Origin of the sequence: Thermus igniterrae ATCC 700962 (genome assembly GCF_000376265.1) — a bacterium.
Lineage (GTDB): Bacteria > Deinococcota > Deinococci > Deinococcales > Thermaceae > Thermus > Thermus igniterrae.
Genome location: NZ_AQWU01000069.1, coordinates 36,087 through 54,789, shown reverse-complemented (window position 1 = coordinate 54,789; position 18,703 = coordinate 36,087). Strand labels below are relative to the sequence as shown.

The 18,703-nt window shown below is 67.7% G+C and carries 13 protein-coding genes; 12 read left to right on the top strand and 1 reads right to left on the bottom strand.

The features are described 5' to 3' along the window. Positions 1-3 precede the first annotated feature (3 nt). The 12 genes from B128_RS0109400 (at position 4) to B128_RS0109330 (ending at position 17,863) form a co-directional block, all read left to right on the top strand. Positions 4-1,428, top strand: a complete 1,425-nt coding sequence (locus B128_RS0109400; RefSeq protein ID WP_018112018.1) for a CoA-acylating methylmalonate-semialdehyde dehydrogenase — start codon at positions 4-6, stop codon at positions 1,426-1,428. Positions 1,429-1,432: 4 nt separating this feature from the next. Continuing rightward, on the top strand, positions 1,433-2,590 hold the full coding sequence (locus B128_RS0109395) for a M20 family metallopeptidase (RefSeq protein ID WP_018112017.1): 1,158 nt from the start codon (positions 1,433-1,435) through the stop codon (positions 2,588-2,590). 31 nt (positions 2,591-2,621) lie between these two features. Next, positions 2,622-4,100 (top strand): ABC transporter substrate-binding protein, encoded by a 1,479-nt coding sequence (locus B128_RS0109390; RefSeq protein ID WP_018112016.1) that lies wholly within the window; start codon positions 2,622-2,624, stop codon positions 4,098-4,100. Next, entirely contained in the window at positions 4,101-5,036 is a 936-nt protein-coding gene (locus B128_RS0109385) for an ABC transporter permease (protein ID WP_018112015.1), read from the top strand. Beyond that, entirely contained in the window at positions 5,029-5,826 is a 798-nt protein-coding gene (locus tag B128_RS0109380) for an ABC transporter permease (protein WP_018112014.1), read from the top strand. Before B128_RS0109385 ends, B128_RS0109380 begins: the two co-directional genes overlap by 8 nt. Positions 5,827-5,843: 17 nt before the next feature. Then, entirely contained in the window at positions 5,844-7,229 is a 1,386-nt protein-coding gene (locus B128_RS0109375; RefSeq protein WP_156822419.1) for an endo alpha-1,4 polygalactosaminidase, read from the top strand. Between the two features lie 376 nt (positions 7,230-7,605). After that, complete coding sequence (locus B128_RS0109370) at positions 7,606-9,672, top strand: dockerin type I repeat-containing protein (RefSeq protein ID WP_245537241.1); 2,067 nt, start codon at positions 7,606-7,608, stop codon at positions 9,670-9,672. 782 nt (positions 9,673-10,454) lie between these two features. Next, complete coding sequence (locus tag B128_RS0109350) at positions 10,455-12,404, top strand: hypothetical protein (protein WP_020397795.1); 1,950 nt, start codon at positions 10,455-10,457, stop codon at positions 12,402-12,404. Positions 12,405-12,408: 4 nt separating this feature from the next. Next, positions 12,409-14,520 carry an Agd3-related carbohydrate-binding protein gene (locus B128_RS0109345; protein ID WP_018112009.1) on the top strand — a complete coding sequence of 704 codons (2,112 nt, stop codon included), beginning with the start codon at positions 12,409-12,411 and terminating at the stop codon, positions 14,518-14,520. Further along, positions 14,501-15,922, top strand: a complete 1,422-nt coding sequence (gene pelF / locus B128_RS0109340; protein ID WP_018112008.1) for a GT4 family glycosyltransferase PelF — start codon at positions 14,501-14,503, stop codon at positions 15,920-15,922. The genes B128_RS0109345 and pelF overlap by 20 nt, the downstream gene beginning before the upstream one ends. Next, entirely contained in the window at positions 15,919-17,181 is a 1,263-nt protein-coding gene (locus tag B128_RS0109335) for a hypothetical protein (protein WP_018112007.1), read from the top strand. Before pelF ends, B128_RS0109335 begins: the two co-directional genes overlap by 4 nt. Continuing rightward, positions 17,162-17,863: a hypothetical protein gene (locus B128_RS0109330; RefSeq protein ID WP_018112006.1), complete on the top strand. Its 702-nt coding sequence runs from the start codon at positions 17,162-17,164 to the stop codon at positions 17,861-17,863. The genes B128_RS0109335 and B128_RS0109330 overlap by 20 nt, the downstream gene beginning before the upstream one ends. Here B128_RS0109330 and B128_RS0109325 read toward each other — a convergent pair. Next, positions 17,844-18,641, bottom strand: a complete 798-nt coding sequence (locus tag B128_RS0109325) for a glycoside hydrolase family 191 protein (RefSeq protein WP_018112005.1) — start codon at positions 18,639-18,641, stop codon at positions 17,844-17,846. The genes B128_RS0109330 and B128_RS0109325 overlap by 20 nt on opposite strands. Positions 18,642-18,703: the final 62 nt, after the last annotated feature.

Sequence of the window (18,703 nt, the reverse complement as noted above, 5' to 3'; positions counted from 1 at the left end):
AGCATGCTCAAAAACCTCATGGGTGGCACCTGGCGGGAGGCTTCCCGGCCCACCCTGCCCGTCTACAACCCCGCCACCGGGGAGGTGCTGGAGGAGGTGCCCCTGTGCGGGGAGGAAGAGGTGGCGGAGGCGGTGGCCGCGGCGGAAAGGGCCTTCACCACCTGGAGCCGCACCCCGCTTCTAGAGCGGGTCCGGCTCATGTTCCGCTTCAAGGAGCTTTTGGAGGGGCACTTTGAGGAGCTGGCCCGCCTGGTCACCCTCCACCACGGCAAGACCCTGGAGGAGGCCCGGGGAGAGGTGCGGCGGGGCATTGAGGTGGTGGACTTTGCCCTCTCCGCCCCCACCCTCCTCCAGGGCCGCACCCTGCGGGAGGTGAACCCTGGGATAGACCAAAACCTCTTCCACTACCCCCTGGGCGTGGTGGCCGGCATCCCCCCCTTCAACTTCCCGGTGATGATCCCCCTCTGGATGTTCCCCATCGCCGTGGTGGCGGGGAACACCTTCGTCCTCAAACCCTCGGAGCGCACCCCCCTGGGAGCGGTGCGCCTGACGGAGCTCTTCCTGGAGGCGGGCTTCCCCGAAGGGGTCCTCAACCTGGTCCACGGGGGGAAGGAGGCGGCGGAGGCCCTGGCGGCCCACCCCGGGGTGAAGGCGGTGCAGTTCGTGGGCTCGGAAGGGGTGGCCCGCCGCATCTACGCCCTGGCCGCCCAGCACGGCAAACGGGTCTCCGCCGCCGGGGGGGCCAAGAACCACCTTATCGTCCTCCCCGACGCCGACCTGGACCTGGCCATCCCCGCCATCCTCAACTCCGCCTTCGGCAACGCCGGGGAAAGGTGCCTGGCGGGGAGCGTGGCCGTGGGGGTGGGGGCGGTGGGGGAAGAACTTCTGGAGCGGGTGGTGGAGGCGGCCCGGAGGCTTAAGGTGGGCCCGGGCTGGGAGGAGGGCGTGCAGGTGGGCCCCCTGATCCGGGAGGAACACCGCAAGAAGGTGGTGGGCTACATCCAAAGGGGCCTCGAGGAGGGGGCCAGGCTGGCCCTGGACGGGAGGGGCGTGGAGGGCCCGGGCTTCTTCCTGGGCCCCACAGTCCTGGACCGGGTCTCCCCGGGGATGGCCGTGGGGCGGGAGGAGATCTTCGGCCCGGTCCTGGGGGTAAGCCGCGTGGGGACCCTGGAGGAGGCCATCGCCCAGGCCAACGCCGTTCCCTACGGCAACATGGCCTGCCTTTTCACCGCCAGCGGCCGGGCGGCCCGGGAGTTCCGGGAAAGGGTCCAGGCGGGCATGGTGGGGGTGAACGTGGGCGTGGCCCAGCCCTTCGCCTTCTACCCCTTCTCCGGCTGGCGGAACTCCTTCTTCGGCGACCTCCACCCCCACGGGCCCGATGCCTTCCTCTTCTACACCCAAAGAAAGGTGGTGGTGGAAAGGTGGTGAGGGGATGAGCCGCGCCCTCCTGGCGGCGGAGGCGGTGGAGGCTAAGGAGGTCATGGCCCTGGCCCAGGCCCTGGTGCGGATCCCCAGCCACTACCCGGGGCCGGGGGAGGAAGGGGTGGTGGCCTTCCTGGAAGAGTACCTGCGGGCAAGGGGCCTAGCCCCCTTTCGGCAAGGGGTGGCCCCGGGAAGGCCCAACCTGGTGGCGGACCTGGGGGAAGGGAAAGGGGGGCTTATCCTCGAGGGCCACACGGACGTGGTCACCCCCGGGGAGGAGGCCCTCTGGACCCATCCCCCCTACGCCGGGGTGGTGGAAGGAGGGCGCCTCTACGGCCGGGGAGCCTGCGACATGAAGGGAGGCCTGGCCGCCCTGGTGGGGGCCCTTTTGGCGGTGAAGCGGGTCCTGGGAAAGCCCAGGCGCCCCCTGCGCCTGGCCGCCCTGGTGGACGAGGAGGGAATGATGCAGGGGGTCAAGACCTTCGTGCAAGGGGGCCTGGCCCGGGGTTTCCGGGGAGCGGTGGTGGCCGAGCCCGAGGAGATGGAGGCCTGCCTCTGGCAGAAGGGAGCCCTGCGCCTCAGGCTCCGCTTCCCCGGGCGCATGGCCCACGGGGCCATGCCCTACGCCGGGGACAACCCCATCCCCAAGGCGGCCCGCTTCCTGGTGGGGCTTGCGGAGCAGGAAGGCCGTTGGCAGGAGGCCTTCTCCCACCCCTATTTGGGCCTTCCCTACCTCACCCCCACCCGCTTCCTGGCCAGCGCCGGGGAGGGGCAGCTCAACGTGATCCCACCCTGGGCGGAGGTGGCCCTGGACGTGCGCACCGTGCCGGGGATGGACCACGACCATCTGGTAGCCGAGGTCCGCCGGCTTGCCGGGGTGGAGGTGGAGGTCCTCGAGGACCGCCCCCCCGTGGAAACCCCTCGGGAAGACCCCCTGGTCCAGGCGGCGGAGGAAGCCCTCCAACTCCTGGGCCTTCCCTTCCGCCTGGGCGGGGTGCCCGGGGCCACGGACGGCACCTTCCTAAGGGCCTGGGCCGGCCTGCCCGTGGTGGTCATGGGTCCGGGGAAGAAGACCCTTCCCCACCAGACGGACGAGTGGGTGGACCTGGAGGAGGTGGTTCAGGCGGCCCGGGTCTACGCCGCCTTGGCCGTGCTCTTCCTGGAGTAGGCGTGGTAAGTTTAGGCCAAAGGAGGTCCCCATGCGAAAGTGGCTGGCTTTGGTGCTGCTGTTGGGCCTAGCCCTGGCCCAGACCCGGGGCGGGGAGCTAAGGGTGGCCATCCTGGCCGAACCCCCGGTCCTGGACCCCACGGCTTCCACCAGCCAGGAGATTCCCCGGATGCTCTACGACAACGTCCTCCAGGGCCTGGTGAAGTTCAATGAGAAGGGGGAGATCGTGCCCGCCCTGGCGGAGCGCTGGCAGGGAAGCCCCACGAGCCTCACCTGGACCTTCTACCTGCGCAAGGGGGTACGCTTTCACAACGGGAGCCCCTTCACCGCCGAGGACGTGGTCTTCAAGTTCACCCGCGCCCGGGACCCCAAGTCCGGCCACACCCACCCCGAGTACTACCAGGACATCCAAAGCGTGGAGGCCAAGGACCCCTACACCGTGGTCTTCCGCCTGCGCCAGCCCAACCAGGACTTCCTCTTCAACCTGGCCCGCCCCGACTCCGTCATCGGGCCCAAAGGGCGGGTGGAGGAGCAGCGCACGAACCCCATCGGCACCGGACCCTTCCGCTTCGTGGCTTGGGAGCGGGGGGTGGGGGTGCGGTTGGAGCGCTTTGACGGCTATTACGAGCCCGGCCTTCCCTACCTGGACCGGGTCTTCTTCCGCTTCCTCCCCGACCCGAACGCCCAGCTCGCCGCCCTCCGGGCCGGGGACATCCACGTGATCGGCCTGGGGGTGAGCCCGGAAAACGCCCTGGTGTTGCAGCGGGACCCCGCCTTCAAGGTGGTCACGGGCTTCACCACCACGGAGATCACCGTGGGCATGAACAACAGCCGCCCCCCCTTCAACGACCTCCGGGTGCGCCGGGCCATGCAGCACGCCGTGGACAAGAAGGCCCTGGTGGAGGGGGTGATGCTGGGCTATGGCACCCCCATCGGCAGCCACCGCTCGCCGGGAGAGCGGTGCTACGAAGACCTCTCCGGCTTCTACCCCTACGACCCCGCCCGGGCCCGGGCCCTTTTGCAGGAGGCGGGGTACGGGCCCAATAACCCCTTGCGCTTCACCTTCACCTTGGCGGCCCCTTACCCCTATGAGCGGCGGCTCGGGGAGGCCATCGCCGCCCAGCTGGGCCAGATCGGGGTCCAGGCCCGGCTGGAGGTGGTGGAGTGGGCCACCTGGCTTTCCCGGGTCTTCCGCGGGGCGGACTACCAGATGACCATCATCGGCCACTCCGAGCCCCACGACATCGGGATATACGCCAACCCGAGCTACTACTTCCGCTACGACTCCCCTCGCTTCCGGGAGCTTTACACCCAGTACCTGCGCACCCCCGACCCCAACCGGGCCTGTGAGCTCATGAAGGAAATGCAACGCCTCCTGGCCCAGGACGCGGTGAACGTCTGGGTGATGAACGCCCCCTACATCGCCGCCATGCGCCGGGAGGTGATGGGCTGGTGGCAGAACCAGCCCACCCCGAGCCTCAACGTGACCCGGGTCTACCTGGCGCGCTAGATGCGGGGCTTCCTCTTAAGGCGCCTCCTCCTCGCCCTGGCCACCCTTTGGCTTGCCGCCACCTTGGTCTTCGCCTCCCTCCTCCTCCTGCCTGGGGATCCGGTGCAGGCCATCCTGGGCCTCGAGGCCTCCCCCGAGGCCCGGGCGGCCCTGGAGAGGTCCTTGGGTCTGGACAAGCCCCCCCTGGCGCGCTACCTGGACTGGCTCGGGGGGCTTGCCCGCATGGACCTGGGGGAGTCCATCCGCTACGGCAAGCCCGTGGCGGAACTCCTAGAGGAGCGGCTTTCCCTGTCCTTGGCCCTGGTCTTCCTGGGGCTTTTGGGGGCCTTGGCCTTGGCCCTCCCCTTGGCGCTCCTTGCGGTGCGCTTTCCCCCTTTGGACCTTGCCCTAAGCGGCCTTGTGACCGTCCTGCAGTCCCTCCCCACGTTCTTTTTGGGGGTGGTCTTCCTTTACCTCTTCGCCGTCCATCTCCCGCTCCTGCCCGCAAGCGGCTTCCCGGGCTGGGCGAGCCCCAGGGAGGCCCTCCGCCACCTCCTCCTCCCCGCCCTCACCCTGGCCCTTTCCCGGGCCGCCATCCTGTTCCGCATGGCCCGGGCGAGCCTCCTGGAGGTGCTTTCCCAGGACTACATCCGCACCGCCCGGGCCAAGGGGGTGCCGGAGCCTTCCGTCCTCCTCAAGCACGCCCTGAAGCCGGCAAGCCTTCCCCTGGTCACCCTGCTCGGCCTCGAGGGGGGCTTCCTCCTCACGGGGGCGGTGGTGGTGGAGGCGGTCTTCGCCCTGCCGGGCCTGGGGAGCCTGGCCCTCACCGCCCTGGAGGCCCGGGACTACCCCCTCCTCCAGGGCCTGGTCCTCACCATGGCGGCCCTCATCGTGCTCTTCAACGTCTTGGTGGACCTCCTCTACGGGCTTTTGGACCCGAGGGTGGAGTATGCGTAGCCCAAGCCTCCTCCTGGGGTGCCTCCTGGTGGGCCTCTTCCTCCTCCTGGCCCTCGCCTCCTTCCTCTACCCCGTGGACCCCAACGCCCCCGACTTCCTCCGCCGCCTGAGCCCCCCTTCCCCCGAGCACCCCCTGGGCACCGACCCCTTGGGCCGGGACCTCCTGGCGAGGGTCCTCCACGGGGCCAAAAACGCCCTCTGGGTGGGCGGCATCGCCGTGGGGGTGGGGTTTACCCTGGGGGTGGCCTTGGGCCTTTTCGCCGGCTATTTGGCGGGGCCATGGGACGGGGCGCTTAGCCTCCTGATGGAGGCGCTTTACGCCCTCCCCGGGCTTCTCCTCGCCCTCCTCTTCGCCGCCCTCCTCGGGCCTGGGGCCCTGAGCAGCATGCTGGCCGTGGGGCTTTCCATGGTGCCCGCCTTCTTCCGCCTGGCCCGGGCCTACGCCTTAAGCCTCCGGAGCGCCCCGTTTGTGGAGGCGGCCGTGGCCTTGGGGGCCTCGAGGGGGCGGATCCTCCTCCGCCACCTCCTGCCGAACCTCCTCGGGCCCCTCCTCGTCCAGGCCAGCCTGGCCTTCGCCGCCGCCCTCCTGGCCGAGGCCGCCCTTTCCTACCTGGGCCTCGGCGTCCAGCCCCCCGCCCCGAGCCTGGGGCGGATGCTCCGGGAGGCGCAAAGCTTCCTGCCCCTCTCCCCTTTCCCCGCCTTGGTGCCGGGGCTCGCCCTCACCCTGGCGGTGCTCGGCTTCAACCTCTTGGGGGACGGGCTAAGGGACCGGCTGGACCCCAGGCGCTAAGGGGCTATAGTGAATCCATGCTCCGAATTTTGCTAGCCCTATTGACCCTGGGTGGATTGGCCTTGGCCCAAAGGGTGGTGGTGGCCCAAGCCCTGCCCCGCCCGCAAGGCCCCTGGGGCGTGGAAAGCTACCCGGGGCTTCCCGTCTATTCCCTTCGCCTCACCACCACGTACCCCCCCGAAACCGCCCGCTTTCCCGGGAGCTTCCAGGTGGCCTACGACGGCGAGGCCTTGTACGTGCTGGCCCGCCTGGAGCAGGAGGCGCCGCCCAAGGCGGAGCGGGGCCCGGACGACCCCGAGTGGTGGCAGGACGATACCCTCGAGGTCTTCCTGCGGTGGGACCCCTTTGACGAGGAGGCCCCGGACCTGCACCTGGCGGTGAACCCCAAGGGCGTGCGCTTCCGGCGCTACACCGCTCCCCTTTCCTACGAGGCCCGGACCGGGACGTTCCCGGGGGGGTGGTGGGCGGCCCTGCGCATCCCCTTCGGGGAAGCCCTTCCTCCCCCCAAGCCCGGGAGCCTGTGGCAACTCAAGGTGGGCCGCGGCCACCCGAGTGCCCAGGAGTACACCCTCTGGCCCATGGGGGGAAGCTTCCACTCCCCGGGCAATTACGGCTACCTGGTCTTCCTCCAGGCCCCGCAGGACCTCGAGGCCCTAACCGCAGAGGTGCGGGCCCGGGAAGCGGCCCTTCCCCCCATTCCAAGCCGCCTCCAAGGGCTTAAGCGCTGGGCGCTTTACTACGGGGGAGATCCCAAAACCCTTGCCCGCCTCCGGGCGTACGACCTGGTGGTCTTGGCCCGGGAAGCCCCCTTGGACCTGGTGCGAGGGCTCAAGGAGGGGGGAACGAAGGTGGTGGCCTACCTGCCCCTGGGGGTGGTTCCCCAAAAGGAGGCGGAAGCCCGAGGGTGGCAGCACGCCGCTTTGGGACCCAACCCCTACGCGCCGGACGCCCTCCTCATGGACCCTGCGTCCCCCGCTTGGCGGGCCTACGTGCGGGCCGAGGCGGCCCGGCTGCTCGCCTTGGGGTTTGAAGGCTTCTTCCTGGACGGGCTGGACCTGGCCGATCTTTACCCGGAGAAAATCCCCGCCCTAGCCGCCTTGGTGCGAGGCTTACGCCAGGCCGAACCCGGGGCCCTTTTCCTGCAACACCGGGGCTTCCGGGTCTTGCGGCGCACCGCCCGTTACCTAGATGGGGTCGTCTATTCGGGCCTCTCCCTGGACGCCGCCGGAAGGCCCAGCCTGGCCGACCCGAGCCCCGTCTGGCCCTTCCGAAGCCGGGGGCTTCCCGCCTTGAGCCTGGATGTGGCCCCAAGCCTCGAGGCCAAGGCTTGGGCGGAACAGCGCGCCCTGGAGCTTGGCTTCCTGCCCTACGTGGCCTTGGGCGGGCTGACGGAGTTCCCGTAGGAGGCTTAGGACCTTCCGTATAAAAGACTTAGGGCACTGGTAACCTTTGACCTAGGCCCAAAGTCGGAAGACAAGTTCCTCACCTCCTTCTAAGCTTGGGATAGCGGGGTGGAAGCAGAGATCCATGGATAATTGATGCCTTCTTCCCCCGCAGCGTGGCGGTTCTCCTTTCCCTCCTCTGGGGAGGTTTGGTCTGTTGTCTTCCATCCCGCTAAAGATTTTGGGTTCGTATTCAGGAGGTGCCATGAAAGAGCGTTGGCGTGCGGTATTAGGATTGGCCCTAGGCCTCTTGCTTGGGGCTTGCTCGCAACCCACGAGCCGGGCCCCGGAAACCTGGACCCTGGCGCTCCAGGGTGACGGCGCGCGGGGGGTCTTGGTGGAGGCCACCTTTGACCCCACAGCGTTGCGCTACGTGGGGGCGGAAGGCCCCTACGCCGCCGAGGCCTTCGCCGAAGCGGGGAGGGTCCGGGCGGCGGCGGTGGCCCCCAATGCGCCCTCGGGCCCCATCTTGGCGCTCAGCTTTGAGGTGCTTCGGCCTGGGGCACGGCCGGAGGTGCGGGTGGTGGAAACCTACCCCGAGGGGCGGACGGTAAGGCAAACCTGGGGGGCAGGCACCCTCCGGCCCCAGGCCCAGCTCCTGCCGCAATCCGCGGTACCAGGGATCGGCCAGGGGGATGCTGACCCCTCCTTCGTGCAAAACCCCTTGGGCGACCTGAATGGAAACGGGGCGGTAAACCTGGGGGATGGCGTTTTGCTCGCGGATCTTCTGGCCGGCAACCTCACGAACCCCACCCCTTACCAGCGCTACCACGGCGACCTCAACTCTAGCGGCACTCTAACGGGCCAAGATCTGGCCCTTCTGTTGCGGAAGATCGTGAACCCGGGTTTAGAACCTAACTTGGAGCTCGCCCCGCAGGACTTCACCCTGAGCCCTGGGGCGTCCGCCTATCTCCTCCTCAACAACTCCGGGAATGGCGCCCTTCCCACCGTGTCCTGCACCCACCCCCAAGGGATCGCCTTGACGGACGAAACCCCCCAGGGAGCCGCAGGCAAGGCCTACAAGGTGCAGGCCCAGAGCAACACCCTGGAAGGCAGCATTCAGTGCCAAGCCGGCGCCGCCGGCACCCGCACCGCCCGGGTCCACGCCCCCTACCCCAGCTTCACCTTGAACCTAGCCGCCCCGAGCACCAGCACCACCCCCGGGGGAACCGCCACCCTAGGTTTTAGCCTTACCCCGGTGAACGGCTTCACAGGCACCGTGAGCCTGAGCCTCCTGGACGCCCCCTCTGGAGTGAGCCTACCAAGCCCCTCCACGGTGAACCTGAGTGGCCCCTTCAGCGGTACCCTCACCCTTAGCGTAGGAAGCGGGGTGGCCCCGGGCACCTACACCCTGCGCCTCAAGGCGGAAAGCGGAAGCAACTCCCAAGAAAAACCTTTCGCCTTGGTGGTTCAGGAAAACCCCGGGTTTGACTTCTACCTAGACCAGAGCGCCCTCACCCTCCCCGTGGGAGGAACGGCAAGCCTACAAGCGTTCTTCTCCACCTACGGCGGCTTCAGCGGGAGCGTGAGCCTGGGGCTCACCGACACCAACGGCAACCCCACTCCCCTCACGCTAAGCCCGGCTAGCGCCACCCTGCCCGCAAGCAGCCCCGTGGCCTTGACCGTGCAGGCGGGAAGCGCCCCGGCTGGGGTTTACAACCTCCAAGTGCGGGCAACCGGGGGGAACCTCTCCCGCAGCCAACCCCTGAGCGTCACCCTTTACGACTTCACCGTGAGCGCAAACGACATCGCCGTAACACAAGGGGCTTCGGGTACAGGGAACGTCACCCTCAACCGCACCCACTTCTCTGGACCCGTGTCCTTGAGCCTGAGCGGGACCATCCTCGGCAACGGGAGCAACCAGGTGACCTACGCCTTCGCCGAAAACCCCACCACCAATGGCAACGTGGCCCTCGTCCTGAACGTGGGGCCCAACGTGCCCCCCGGCAACTACACCCTTACCCTCCAAGCCACAGGTGGCGGCCTCGCCCGGAGCCAGGCCTTTACCCTCACGGTTAACGCCGCCCCCAAGGCCCTCCAACCCACCCTCCTGGGCCGCACGGGCAACACCTACAGCGTGGGGGTGAACCTGGTGGGCACCACGGACGCCTACCGCGCCGCTCTCTTTAGCGTCACGCTACCCGCAGGCTTCAGCCTGAGCGCGGGCACGGGTGCCTTGACCTCAGGATGCACCCTGGACTTCGTTCAGGTATCCACGAGCCCCAACCAGTGGAACGTGGCCCTCGTGTGCAACAGCTCCTTCACCGGACCCGGCCAGCTCGCAGTCCTCACCGTCACGGGAACGGGCGGCGGAACCCTGAGCGTGGGGAACGTGGCGCTTACCAAGCCCGACTACACCGAGGACACCTCGGTGAGCGGAGGAAGCCTCACCCTGACCCCATGAAGGCAGCTTGGATGCGGGGTTTTCTCGTGCTTTTAGGGCTTACCTCTTATACCCAGCTTCCCCGGGTGCCTGGTCCCTCCTTCACCCTCTCAGGCCCCCTCCCCTCCACCCTCACCATTCCCCAAGGGGGGAACCAGGCCACCTGGATCACCCTCACGCCAGAAGAGAGTTTCGCCGGCTCGGTGCATCTCACCTTGGCCCACTGGGACGGCAGCTCTGCGCCCGGTTTCGCCCTGACCCCCTCCTCCGTGTGGCTTTCCGGCAACGCAGTCCACGAAACCCTGGGGGATTCTGCCCTAGACACGCTTGCGCCCAGAAGTTACGCCCTCAAGCTCCGGGCGCAAAGCGGCCACCTCGCCCAGGAAAAGGACCTCGGGGTTTTGGTCCTGTTGGCCCTTAAGCCAAGACTCCCGGGGCGGGGGGAGAACGGCTACTTCGTGGCCACCCACCTCGGCCAAACCCTCCGGCCCCACCAAGGAGCGGGGTTTCGCCTCGAGGTCCTCTTGGGTTTCACCCTTACCCTCAGCCCAGGAGCCCTCACCCAAGGAGGGCCTCGCCGACCTCCACCAGGTTTCCCGGAACCCGAATCTCTGGAACGCCTTGGTGGCCTGCGAAGCCACCCAAGCCTTCCAGGGTCCCGGTCAGGTGGGAGTGGTTGCCCTGAGAGGGTCGGGCGGGGACGTGCTCTCCCTAGAAGAAGGGATCCTGGTGCAAGCAGGCTCCTACGAAGAGGAATCCGTGGCTGTGGGTAGCCTTTCCCTCGGCCCCTAAGAGGTGCTCATATGGCAAAACGCCCCTACTTGCTCGTCCTTCTCCTCCTCGCCGCCTGCGGGGGTCCGCAAGGGACTCATGCCCCTTCTCCCGACACCCTGGTCCTGCGTGGCGAGGCCACGCGGGGTCTGCTTGTGGACATCACCTTTGACCCAAGCGCCCTCCGTTACCTGGGCCTGCAAAGCCCCCTCCTCACCGAGGTGTACCAGGAGGCGGGCCAGGTGCGCCTGGCAGGGGTTTCCTACCAAGCCCGCTCCGGCGAGGTGCTTCGGGTCCAGTTCCAGGTCCTTCGACCGGGGGCAAGACCCGAGGTCCGCGTTTTGGAAGCGGAAGCAACCCGGATCACCCCCTCCTGGGAAGGGGGAGGCCCGGCCCCCCAAGGCCAGCTGGCCTCTCAGGGCTACACCCCCCTTCCTGGCATAGCCCAGAACGAGGTGGAGGCCTCTTTTGCGCAAAACCCTTTGGGTGACCTGAACGGAAGCGGAGGGGTGAGCCTGTCGGACGCCCTCCTCCTCGCCGACCTCCTCACGGGTGCGGCCTCCCCCACCCCCTACCGCCGCTACCACGCCGACCTGGACTCCAGCGGCTACGCGGACGAGCAGGACCTAGTACGGCTTTTGCGCAAGGTGGTGAATCCGAACCTGGGGCCGGGCCTCGAGGTGGCGCCCCTGGCCCTTAACCTCAACCCCGGCGAAACCGCCCTGGTCCTGGTGGGCAACTCCGGGCACGGCACGCTTCCCCCCCTTACCTTCCAGGCGGCCGAGGGGCTCGTCGTCCAGGACACCACCCCTTCGGGTTACGCGGGCAAAGTCTACCGGGTTTCCGCCAACCAAAGCGTGAGCCAAGGGGCCATCCTCTTCAGCGCCGGGAGCGCGGGAAGCCGGGCCATCGCGGTGAACAGCACCGCCCCCGACTTCGTCCTAAGCCTTTCGGGCACCCCCACCGCCCCCGTGGGCGGCACCGCCCAGGCCACCCTCACCCTCACCCCCCTAAACGGCTTCACCGGACCCGTAAACCTGAGCCTGGTCAACCCGCCCTCGGGCATCCTCCTGAGCCCCACCCAGGTAAGCCTTGGCCCAAACCCCCTCACCCTTGCCCTCACCCTCGCCCTGGCCCCGAGCCTGAGTCCTCAGGACTACGCCCTCACCCTCCGGGCGGAAGGAGGAGGCCGGGTGCGGGAGGCAAGCTTCACCTTGAGGGCCACGGGCTTCACCCTAAGCGGGGATACCGCCCTAACCCTGCCCTGGGGCGGGTCAGGAAGCCTCCAGGTCAACGTAACGCCGCAAAACGGCTTCAACACCCCCTTGGACCTCACCCTCACCCGCCAGGACGGAACCCCTCCTCCTCCCGGCATCGCCCTCTCCGGCACCACCCTTCCGGCGAGCGGCGGACCCGTGGCCCTCCAGGTGCAAAACCCACCCCCCGGCACCTACCCCTTGCGCCTTCGGGCCACGCCCCAAGGGGGCGGCACCCCAGGGATCTGGGACTTCACCCTCACCGTCACCTACGCTTCCGAGTGGCGCATACTCCTCTCCTGGAACAACGCCGCCGACTTGGACCTCCACCTCTTCTACCCCGACAGCCCGGCGGCGAACCACATCTACTGGAACAACCCGGGCACCTGCCCCCCCACCGGCCCCGCCTGCCTGGAAGGGGATACCCCCCAAGGCCCCGGGCAGGAAACCCTCCGCTTCGCCTACCAAGGGGGAAGCTACCGCGTCTACGTCCACTGGTACTTCGGCGGGGGTAGTTGGAGCACCTCAGGGGCTCAGGTGCAGGTCTTTAACGCGGGCTACCCCGTGGCCAACTTCCCCGCCCCCACAAGCGGTGTCGGGTACAACACCTGGTGGCACGTCTTGACCTTGGACGCCAACGGGGTCCAGCAAGGAAGCGGGGTAGCGAGCATCCAGCCGCAGGGTCTGGGGCTAAGCCCCCTGAACCTGCCCCAGAAGGGAAGGTGAAGCCATGCGCCGCCTCGCCCTCCTTGCCCTCCTCCTCGCCGCCTGCAGCTTCCAAGGCCCGTCCTCCCAGGCACCCAAGGTGCAGGTGAAGGGCCCGCCCCTCGCCCCCCCGGCCTTGCCGGTGCTTCCAAGCCGCCCCTTGCCGGCCCTCGAGGGGCCCGTACCCCTCACGCTTCCCCTAAGGCCCCAGGCCCTTCCCGGGGCCAAGTACGAGGCCCGCATCCTGGTCCTGACCACCTCCACCGACCCCGAGCAAGCCCCCCACTTCGCCGCCGCCCAAGACATCCTGGAAACGTTTCTCATCCCCTACGAGGTGGTGAACGTGAGCCAGACGCCCTTCAGCCAGGTCCCCCTCACCAACCCCGACGGCACCGGGCGCTTCCAAGGGGTGATCCTGGCGGAGGGCCAGCTGGCCACCTGGTCCGACTCGGGACCCACCTACCACATGTCCGCGGACGACTGGAACCGCCTTTGGGCCTACGAGCGGGATTACGGCGTTCGGGAACTCGTCCTCTACACCTATCCCGGAACCTACCCCGAGGACCACTGCCTGAGCAACGTGGCCGGCTTCTTAACCCCAAGCCCCGCAGCCTACGACCCAAACGGCATAGACCTCGCCACGCAAAGCTACCCCCTCACCTTGACGCAAGAAGGCCAAACCCTCTTCCCGGACCTCACGGGCACCCTGCCCCTCCGGCACGCCTATGCCTACAAGGCGACGCTAAGCGGCACGTGCGCCGCCACCCCCCTTCTCACGGACGCCGATGGCAACCTCTTCGGCATCGTGCGCGCCACTGCTGACGGGCGGGAGCAACTCGTCCTCACCTTTGACCAAAGCCCCTACCTCGTCCACACCTGGCTCCTCGCCCCCGGGCTCATCCGCTGGCTCACCCGAGGGGTGTACGTGGGGGAGTACAGCCGCTACCTCAGGGTAGACGTGGACGACTGGTTCCTCTCCACCGAGGTCTCTGGGGATAGCTCCGGGGTGGGGAACACCCTCACCTTCCGCCTCAGCGGGGCCGAGGCCCAGGCCGTCGCCGCCAAGCAGGCGATCCTCCGCCAAACCTACCCCGTGGCTCAGGCCTTCACCCTGGACCTGGCTTTTAACGGCTGTGGGGCCGTCTTGGACCCCAACCCCAACGACAACCAAGACCCCTGCGACCCGTCCGAAACCCTGGCGCAAGAGCCCCTGAACTTGGCGGACGACCTGGTCCAGGCCAGCCAGGCCCTAAAGGACACCTTCCGCTTTTACAACCACTCCTACACCCACTGGGACATGGACTTCACCGACCTGGCCCAGGCGGAGCGCGAGATCGCCGAGAACAACCGGGTGGCGAGCCTCCTCGGCCTCCGCTACGAGCACACCGTGTTCAAAAGCGGCCAGTACTCCGGCTTTGGCTGGAAGGGACAAAACCCCTACGACTTCCCCCGCACGGACAACGGCCTTGGGGCCTCTAACCCCTTCTTCCTCCAGGCCCTTGCGGAGTACAAGGTGCGCTTCGCCAAGATCAACTGGTCGGTGGATAGCCAAAAGCCCCCCTGCCGCACCTGCGCCTACCCCCACCCCCTCGCCCCCGGGCTTTACCTGGTGGCGGACCGGCCCACTAACGTCTTTTACAACGTCACCACGGCGCAGGAAGCCCTAGCCGCCTACAACAGCGTTTATGGCCCGGGCGGCACTGACCCCTACTGGCCCCGCGACCTGACCTACGCGGAATACCTGCAGCAGGAAACGAACCTGGCGCTCTGGCACCTTTTCACCGACGGGGGAAGCCACTACTTCCACCAGGCCAACCTCCATGAGTACGCCCCGGGCAAGAACCTGGTCTTTGACTGGGTGGAAACCCTTGTGGCCAAGTACGCCACCTACACCGCCCTCCCCCTTCTCTCCCCCACCTGGGGGGAGTACGGGGAGCACGCCCTGAAGCGCTACCGCCACTACGAGGCGGTGCGGACGGGAAGCGTGAAGGCCCTGATTGACCCGGCCGCCCGCACCCTCACCCTCCAGGGCAAGCCCGTCTGGGTGACAGGCGTCCAAGGCCCCGCCTGCGAAGCCTACGCTGGCGTGAACCGCTGCTTTGTCGGAACGGGCACCTATGCCTTCCAAACGCCTTAGGGTTCTTTTCATCACCGAAGGGACCTACCCCTACGCCGTGGGCGGGGTAAGCCGCTGGTGCGAGCAGCTCCTTTTCGGCCTGGAAGGGGCCTTCACGGTGCTCGCCCTTTGGGGACCCCAGCAGACCAAGCCGGTCCTGCCCCTGCCTCCCGGCACCCCCTTGCGGACCCTTCACCTCTTCCGCCCGCCCCGGTCCTTCCCCTTCTCCCCCGCTCCCTTGCACGCCCTTCTTCCCGCCTTGGAAAAGCTCTTCTCCTTTCTGGAACTTGACCTCGCCAGCTTCCAAGAGGGGCTTTGGGAGCTTTTCCTTCTGCGCAAGCGCCACCTTCACGACCTCTTCCTCCATCCCAAGGTCCAAGGGCTCCTCAGCCAACGCCTCAGCCTCCTCCTTGGCCGCCCCCCCACCTTGGGGGAGGGGCTTGCCGTCTTGCACTGGCTGCGCGCCACCCTGCTTCCCCTCCTGGCTTTAGACCCCATTCCCGAGGTGGACCTGGTGCATGCCACCAGCGGGGGCCTGGCGGTCATTCCCGCTTGGCTCGTATCCCGGCACCTGGGGGTGCCCTTCCTCCTCACGGAGCACGGGGTTTTCCTGCGGGAGCGGTACCTGGCCTTCTCGGAAACCAACCCCTCTCCGGCGGAGCGCCTGGTCCAGGCCCGCTTCTACCACCTCACGAGCCGCTTGGCCTACCAGAAGGCCGATTTCATCACCACGGTGAGCCGCTTCAACCTGCGTTGGGAGGTGGAGCTGGGGGCTGACCCCAAGCGCATCCGGGTGGTGGCCAACGGCATAGATCCCGCCCAGTTCCCCGAGGCACCTCTCCGCCTGGAAGGCCCCCCCACCGCCGTCTGGGTGGGGCGGATTGACCCCTTGAAGGACCTCCTCACCCTGGTGGAAGCCTTCGGCAGGGTGCGGGAGGCGTCGCCGGAGGCCCGGCTCCTCCTCTTCGGCCCCGTGCCTCGAGGCAACGAGGGCTACGCCGCAAGCGTCAGGGCTCGCGTGGAAGAACTCGGCCTGGGAGCGAACGTGCGCTTCATGGGCCCGGCGAGCCCCGTGTACCAGGCTTACCGCCAGGGATGGGTGGGGGTTCTTTCCAGCATCTCCGAGGGCTTCCCCTACACGGTCATTGAAAACATGGCGGTGGGCCGCACCCTGGTGGGTACCCGGGTGGGAAGCGTGGGGGAAGTCTTGGAGGGGGTGGGCGAGGTGGTGCCCGCCATGGATCCCGAGGCGTTGGCGGAAGCCCTCTTAGGGTTTCTACAAAATCCCGAGCGGTGCCTGGAATTGGGCCAAAAGGCTCGGGAAAAGGTGCTCTCCCTTTACACCCTGGAGCGAATGCTGCGAGAGTTTTCCGCCATTTACGAGGGTCTAGCCCTGCGCAGGGCGGTGGAGGTGCCGGAGTGAGCGCCCGAGGAGAGTACCGCCCCCCCACCTTCCCACCCCCTCGTGCCCAAGCACTTCAGGACCTGGCCCGCACCCTCCAAGACCTCCTCGCCCAAGCGAGCGACCCCTACGAGCTTGCCGCCCACTTGGAGGTTTTGGGCTACAACCGCTACCGCGTGGAACGGCTCTTTGGGCTTACGAGCACCTTTGCCCTGGCCCAAGCCCTCTTCGCCCTGGCCCAGCGCGATTTTCGCCCCCGGGCAAAGGCCCCTAGGCCGCAAGGGGGCCTGGGGTTGCGGCACCTGGCGGTGGCCCTCACCCTGCTGGGTACCCTGGTGGCTTTTCAAGGCGCGGGGGAGGTGGGGTGGCTTCCCGCCCTTTTCCTCCTGGTCTGGAGCCAGCTCGCCGCCCGGGGAGCCCTCAAGGCGGTGGTGGAGCTCGGCCCGGGCGAGGTCCCAAGCGTCCACGCCGCCTTTGCCTGGCTGGGGGTCGTGGGCGTTTCCCTCACCGCCCCTTGGGATTTGGGCCCGGCCGCCTCCTGGAGCGTGGGCGTGGCCTGGGTGGCGGTGGGGGTCTTGACGCTTAAGGGCCTCGAGGGCAAGGCCACAGGGGTTGCCGCCGGCTTCCTCTTGGGGGCAATCGTACTCCGGATGGTGGGAACTTCTCCCCTTTGGGTGGGGCTTTTCCCCCTAACCTTCCTCCTTCGGGAAGTGGGGCTGCCCAAAGCGCACGGCCTCTTGTTCTTGTACCACGCCGCTCTAACCGAATGGGTCTACGCCGCATACGGCTTGGGGCAAGGCCTCGTGCTCTGGCGCCTCGTGGAAGGAGCAGGACAAGGGGCGCTTTTGGGCCTAGCCGCTTACCTGCTCGCCGCTTTGCTGATAGAGATGCGCCTGGCCGCCTTCGTGCAGGCCTTGGGCCAAACCCTTTGGCAAAAGGCGAGCCCGGAATCCCTCGTTCTTGCCATCCAACGCGCCTTCTGGACCTACGCCCTCACCGCCTCGGTCCCCACCTTGGTCCTTCTGCTGGCGCTTCCCTGGTCGGACGTTTACGGAAAGGCGCTCCTCGGCTTTGGCTTCTTGGGCTTCACGAGCGCCGTGGCCTTGGGCCTAAACGCTCTGGGGGGCATCCGGGCCAGCGCCTTCGCCTTGCTGGCAAGCGCCCTCCTCCTCCACCTGACGGAAAACCCCTTGATCCTGGGGGCCGTGGGGCTTTCCCTCCTCCTCTACTTCCTGGAGTACTTGCGCCACCCGGAGCGCTATGGCGTCTACCTTCTTTAAGCCCCTCGCCTTTTACTACGGCCAAGGAAGGCTTGCCGAGCTTCGGGCCTTCCGCCGCGTGGTCCTGCAGCCTTGGGCCTACACCCCAGAGGAGCTAGCGGCCCTAGCCCCCACCGAGCCCCTGGCCTACCTGAGCCTCGGGGAGGACCCGGGCCCCGAGGCGCCCTGGCAGCGGGGCCTGAACCCCCTTTGGAACACGAGGCTCGTGGACCCCACCCACCCAGCCTGGGTGGCCAAGGTGGTGGAAAGCGCCTTGCTTTACTTGGCCCGAGGCTTTCGCGGCCTCTTCCTAGACACCCTGGACCAAGGGGCGGCCACGAACCGGGAAGGCACCCTACGCCTTCTCTTGGAAATCCGCAGGGCGGTGGGGCCCTGCTTCCTCCTCGCCAACCGCGGCTTCGCCCTCCTGCCCCACCTGGCGGAACTCGTGGACGGCATCGTCTTTGAAGCCTTCTCCACCACGTGGGAAGGGGGCGGAAAGCCCCTTCCCCGGCCTGCCCTCCGCGCCAACGCCCGCTGGGCCCTGGTCCTTACCCAATACCCCTGGGAGCGGTACAGCCTAGACTACGCCCCAGACCCTAGGCTCGCCCGCTTCGCAAGGAAGCGGGCCCTGGCCTACGGGCTAACGCCGGTCCTCGCCCAGGAACGGTACCTTTTGAGCCTCACGGACACAAGGGGCTAATCCGATCCAAGTCCACCACGGTCACGTACGGCACAAACCTCTCCGCACGGGACTTCTCGCACGCCGCCCGCACGTTTTCCGGCCGGGTGGCGTAGTCCACCGTGAGAACCAGCTTGCCCGCATCCCGGATGGCGCGGGCGTGGGCGAGGCGTTCTTGGCAACCCGAGTCCGTACAGGGTTTGTCGGTGGCGTAGAAGAAGAGCTCCTCGAGGCCAATCCCATCTATGGCCGAGAGATATCCCGGCCGCATCCTGAGTTCCGGGGCGTTTTGGGGAAAGACCCAAAAGTCGGGCCTTTTGGCCTTGACATACTGGCTGATCCGCCCCAGGAGGGCCACCATCTTGGCCGCCAAGCTATCCCGGGTTTCTCCCGGGACCAAATTTAGGCTGATCCCCTCGTAGGCATCCACCAGGTCCAGGTAGATCCCTTTAAACCCCGCCGCAAAGGCCTTGTCCAGCCTAGGCCGCACCACTAGGTTCCACCAGCGCTCGTCCCAGTACTTGGCATACCACTCCCCACTCCAGCCTGGCACCGAGTTCAGGAGTAGATCGGGCGCATCCTTTTGGACCACCGAATACTCCGGCCGGTAGTTTTCCATCCCCCCGATCTCCATGTAGGCCAAGACGGGTTTTCCCTCGAGGGCGGCAAGATCATCGCCCGACCAAGGCGTCGCCCCGTCCTTGGTGAGGTCAATCACGTAAAGGTCGGCGGCTGCGGCTCCCAAGGCGGCGAGCCCCGAGGCCGGATAGCCCGTGAGCTGGTAGATCCAAGTACGCACGCTCGGCGCAGGACCAGGCGCAGGAGGTGGGCTTCCAGGAGGCTCAGGGGCCTCGCCCGTCC

What these genes read in the sequence shown, in the direction of transcription:
- B128_RS0109400 (WP_018112018.1), top strand. Translation starts at nt 4, where the DNA reads ATGCTCAAAAACCTCATGGGTGGCACCTGGCGGGAGGCTTCCCGGCCC.
- B128_RS0109395 (WP_018112017.1), top strand. Translation starts at nt 1,433, where the DNA reads ATGAGCCGCGCCCTCCTGGCGGCGGAGGCGGTGGAGGCTAAGGAGGTC.
- B128_RS0109390 (WP_018112016.1), top strand. Translation starts at nt 2,622, where the DNA reads ATGCGAAAGTGGCTGGCTTTGGTGCTGCTGTTGGGCCTAGCCCTGGCC.
- B128_RS0109385 (WP_018112015.1), top strand. Translation starts at nt 4,101, where the DNA reads ATGCGGGGCTTCCTCTTAAGGCGCCTCCTCCTCGCCCTGGCCACCCTT.
- B128_RS0109380 (WP_018112014.1), top strand. Translation starts at nt 5,029, where the DNA reads ATGCGTAGCCCAAGCCTCCTCCTGGGGTGCCTCCTGGTGGGCCTCTTC.
- B128_RS0109375 (WP_156822419.1), top strand. Translation starts at nt 5,844, where the DNA reads ATGCTCCGAATTTTGCTAGCCCTATTGACCCTGGGTGGATTGGCCTTG.
- B128_RS0109350 (WP_020397795.1), top strand. Translation starts at nt 10,455, where the DNA reads ATGGCAAAACGCCCCTACTTGCTCGTCCTTCTCCTCCTCGCCGCCTGC.
- B128_RS0109345 (WP_018112009.1), top strand. Translation starts at nt 12,409, where the DNA reads ATGCGCCGCCTCGCCCTCCTTGCCCTCCTCCTCGCCGCCTGCAGCTTC.
- pelF (WP_018112008.1), top strand. Translation starts at nt 14,501, where the DNA reads ATGCCTTCCAAACGCCTTAGGGTTCTTTTCATCACCGAAGGGACCTAC.
- B128_RS0109330 (WP_018112006.1), top strand. Translation starts at nt 17,162, where the DNA reads ATGGCGTCTACCTTCTTTAAGCCCCTCGCCTTTTACTACGGCCAAGGA.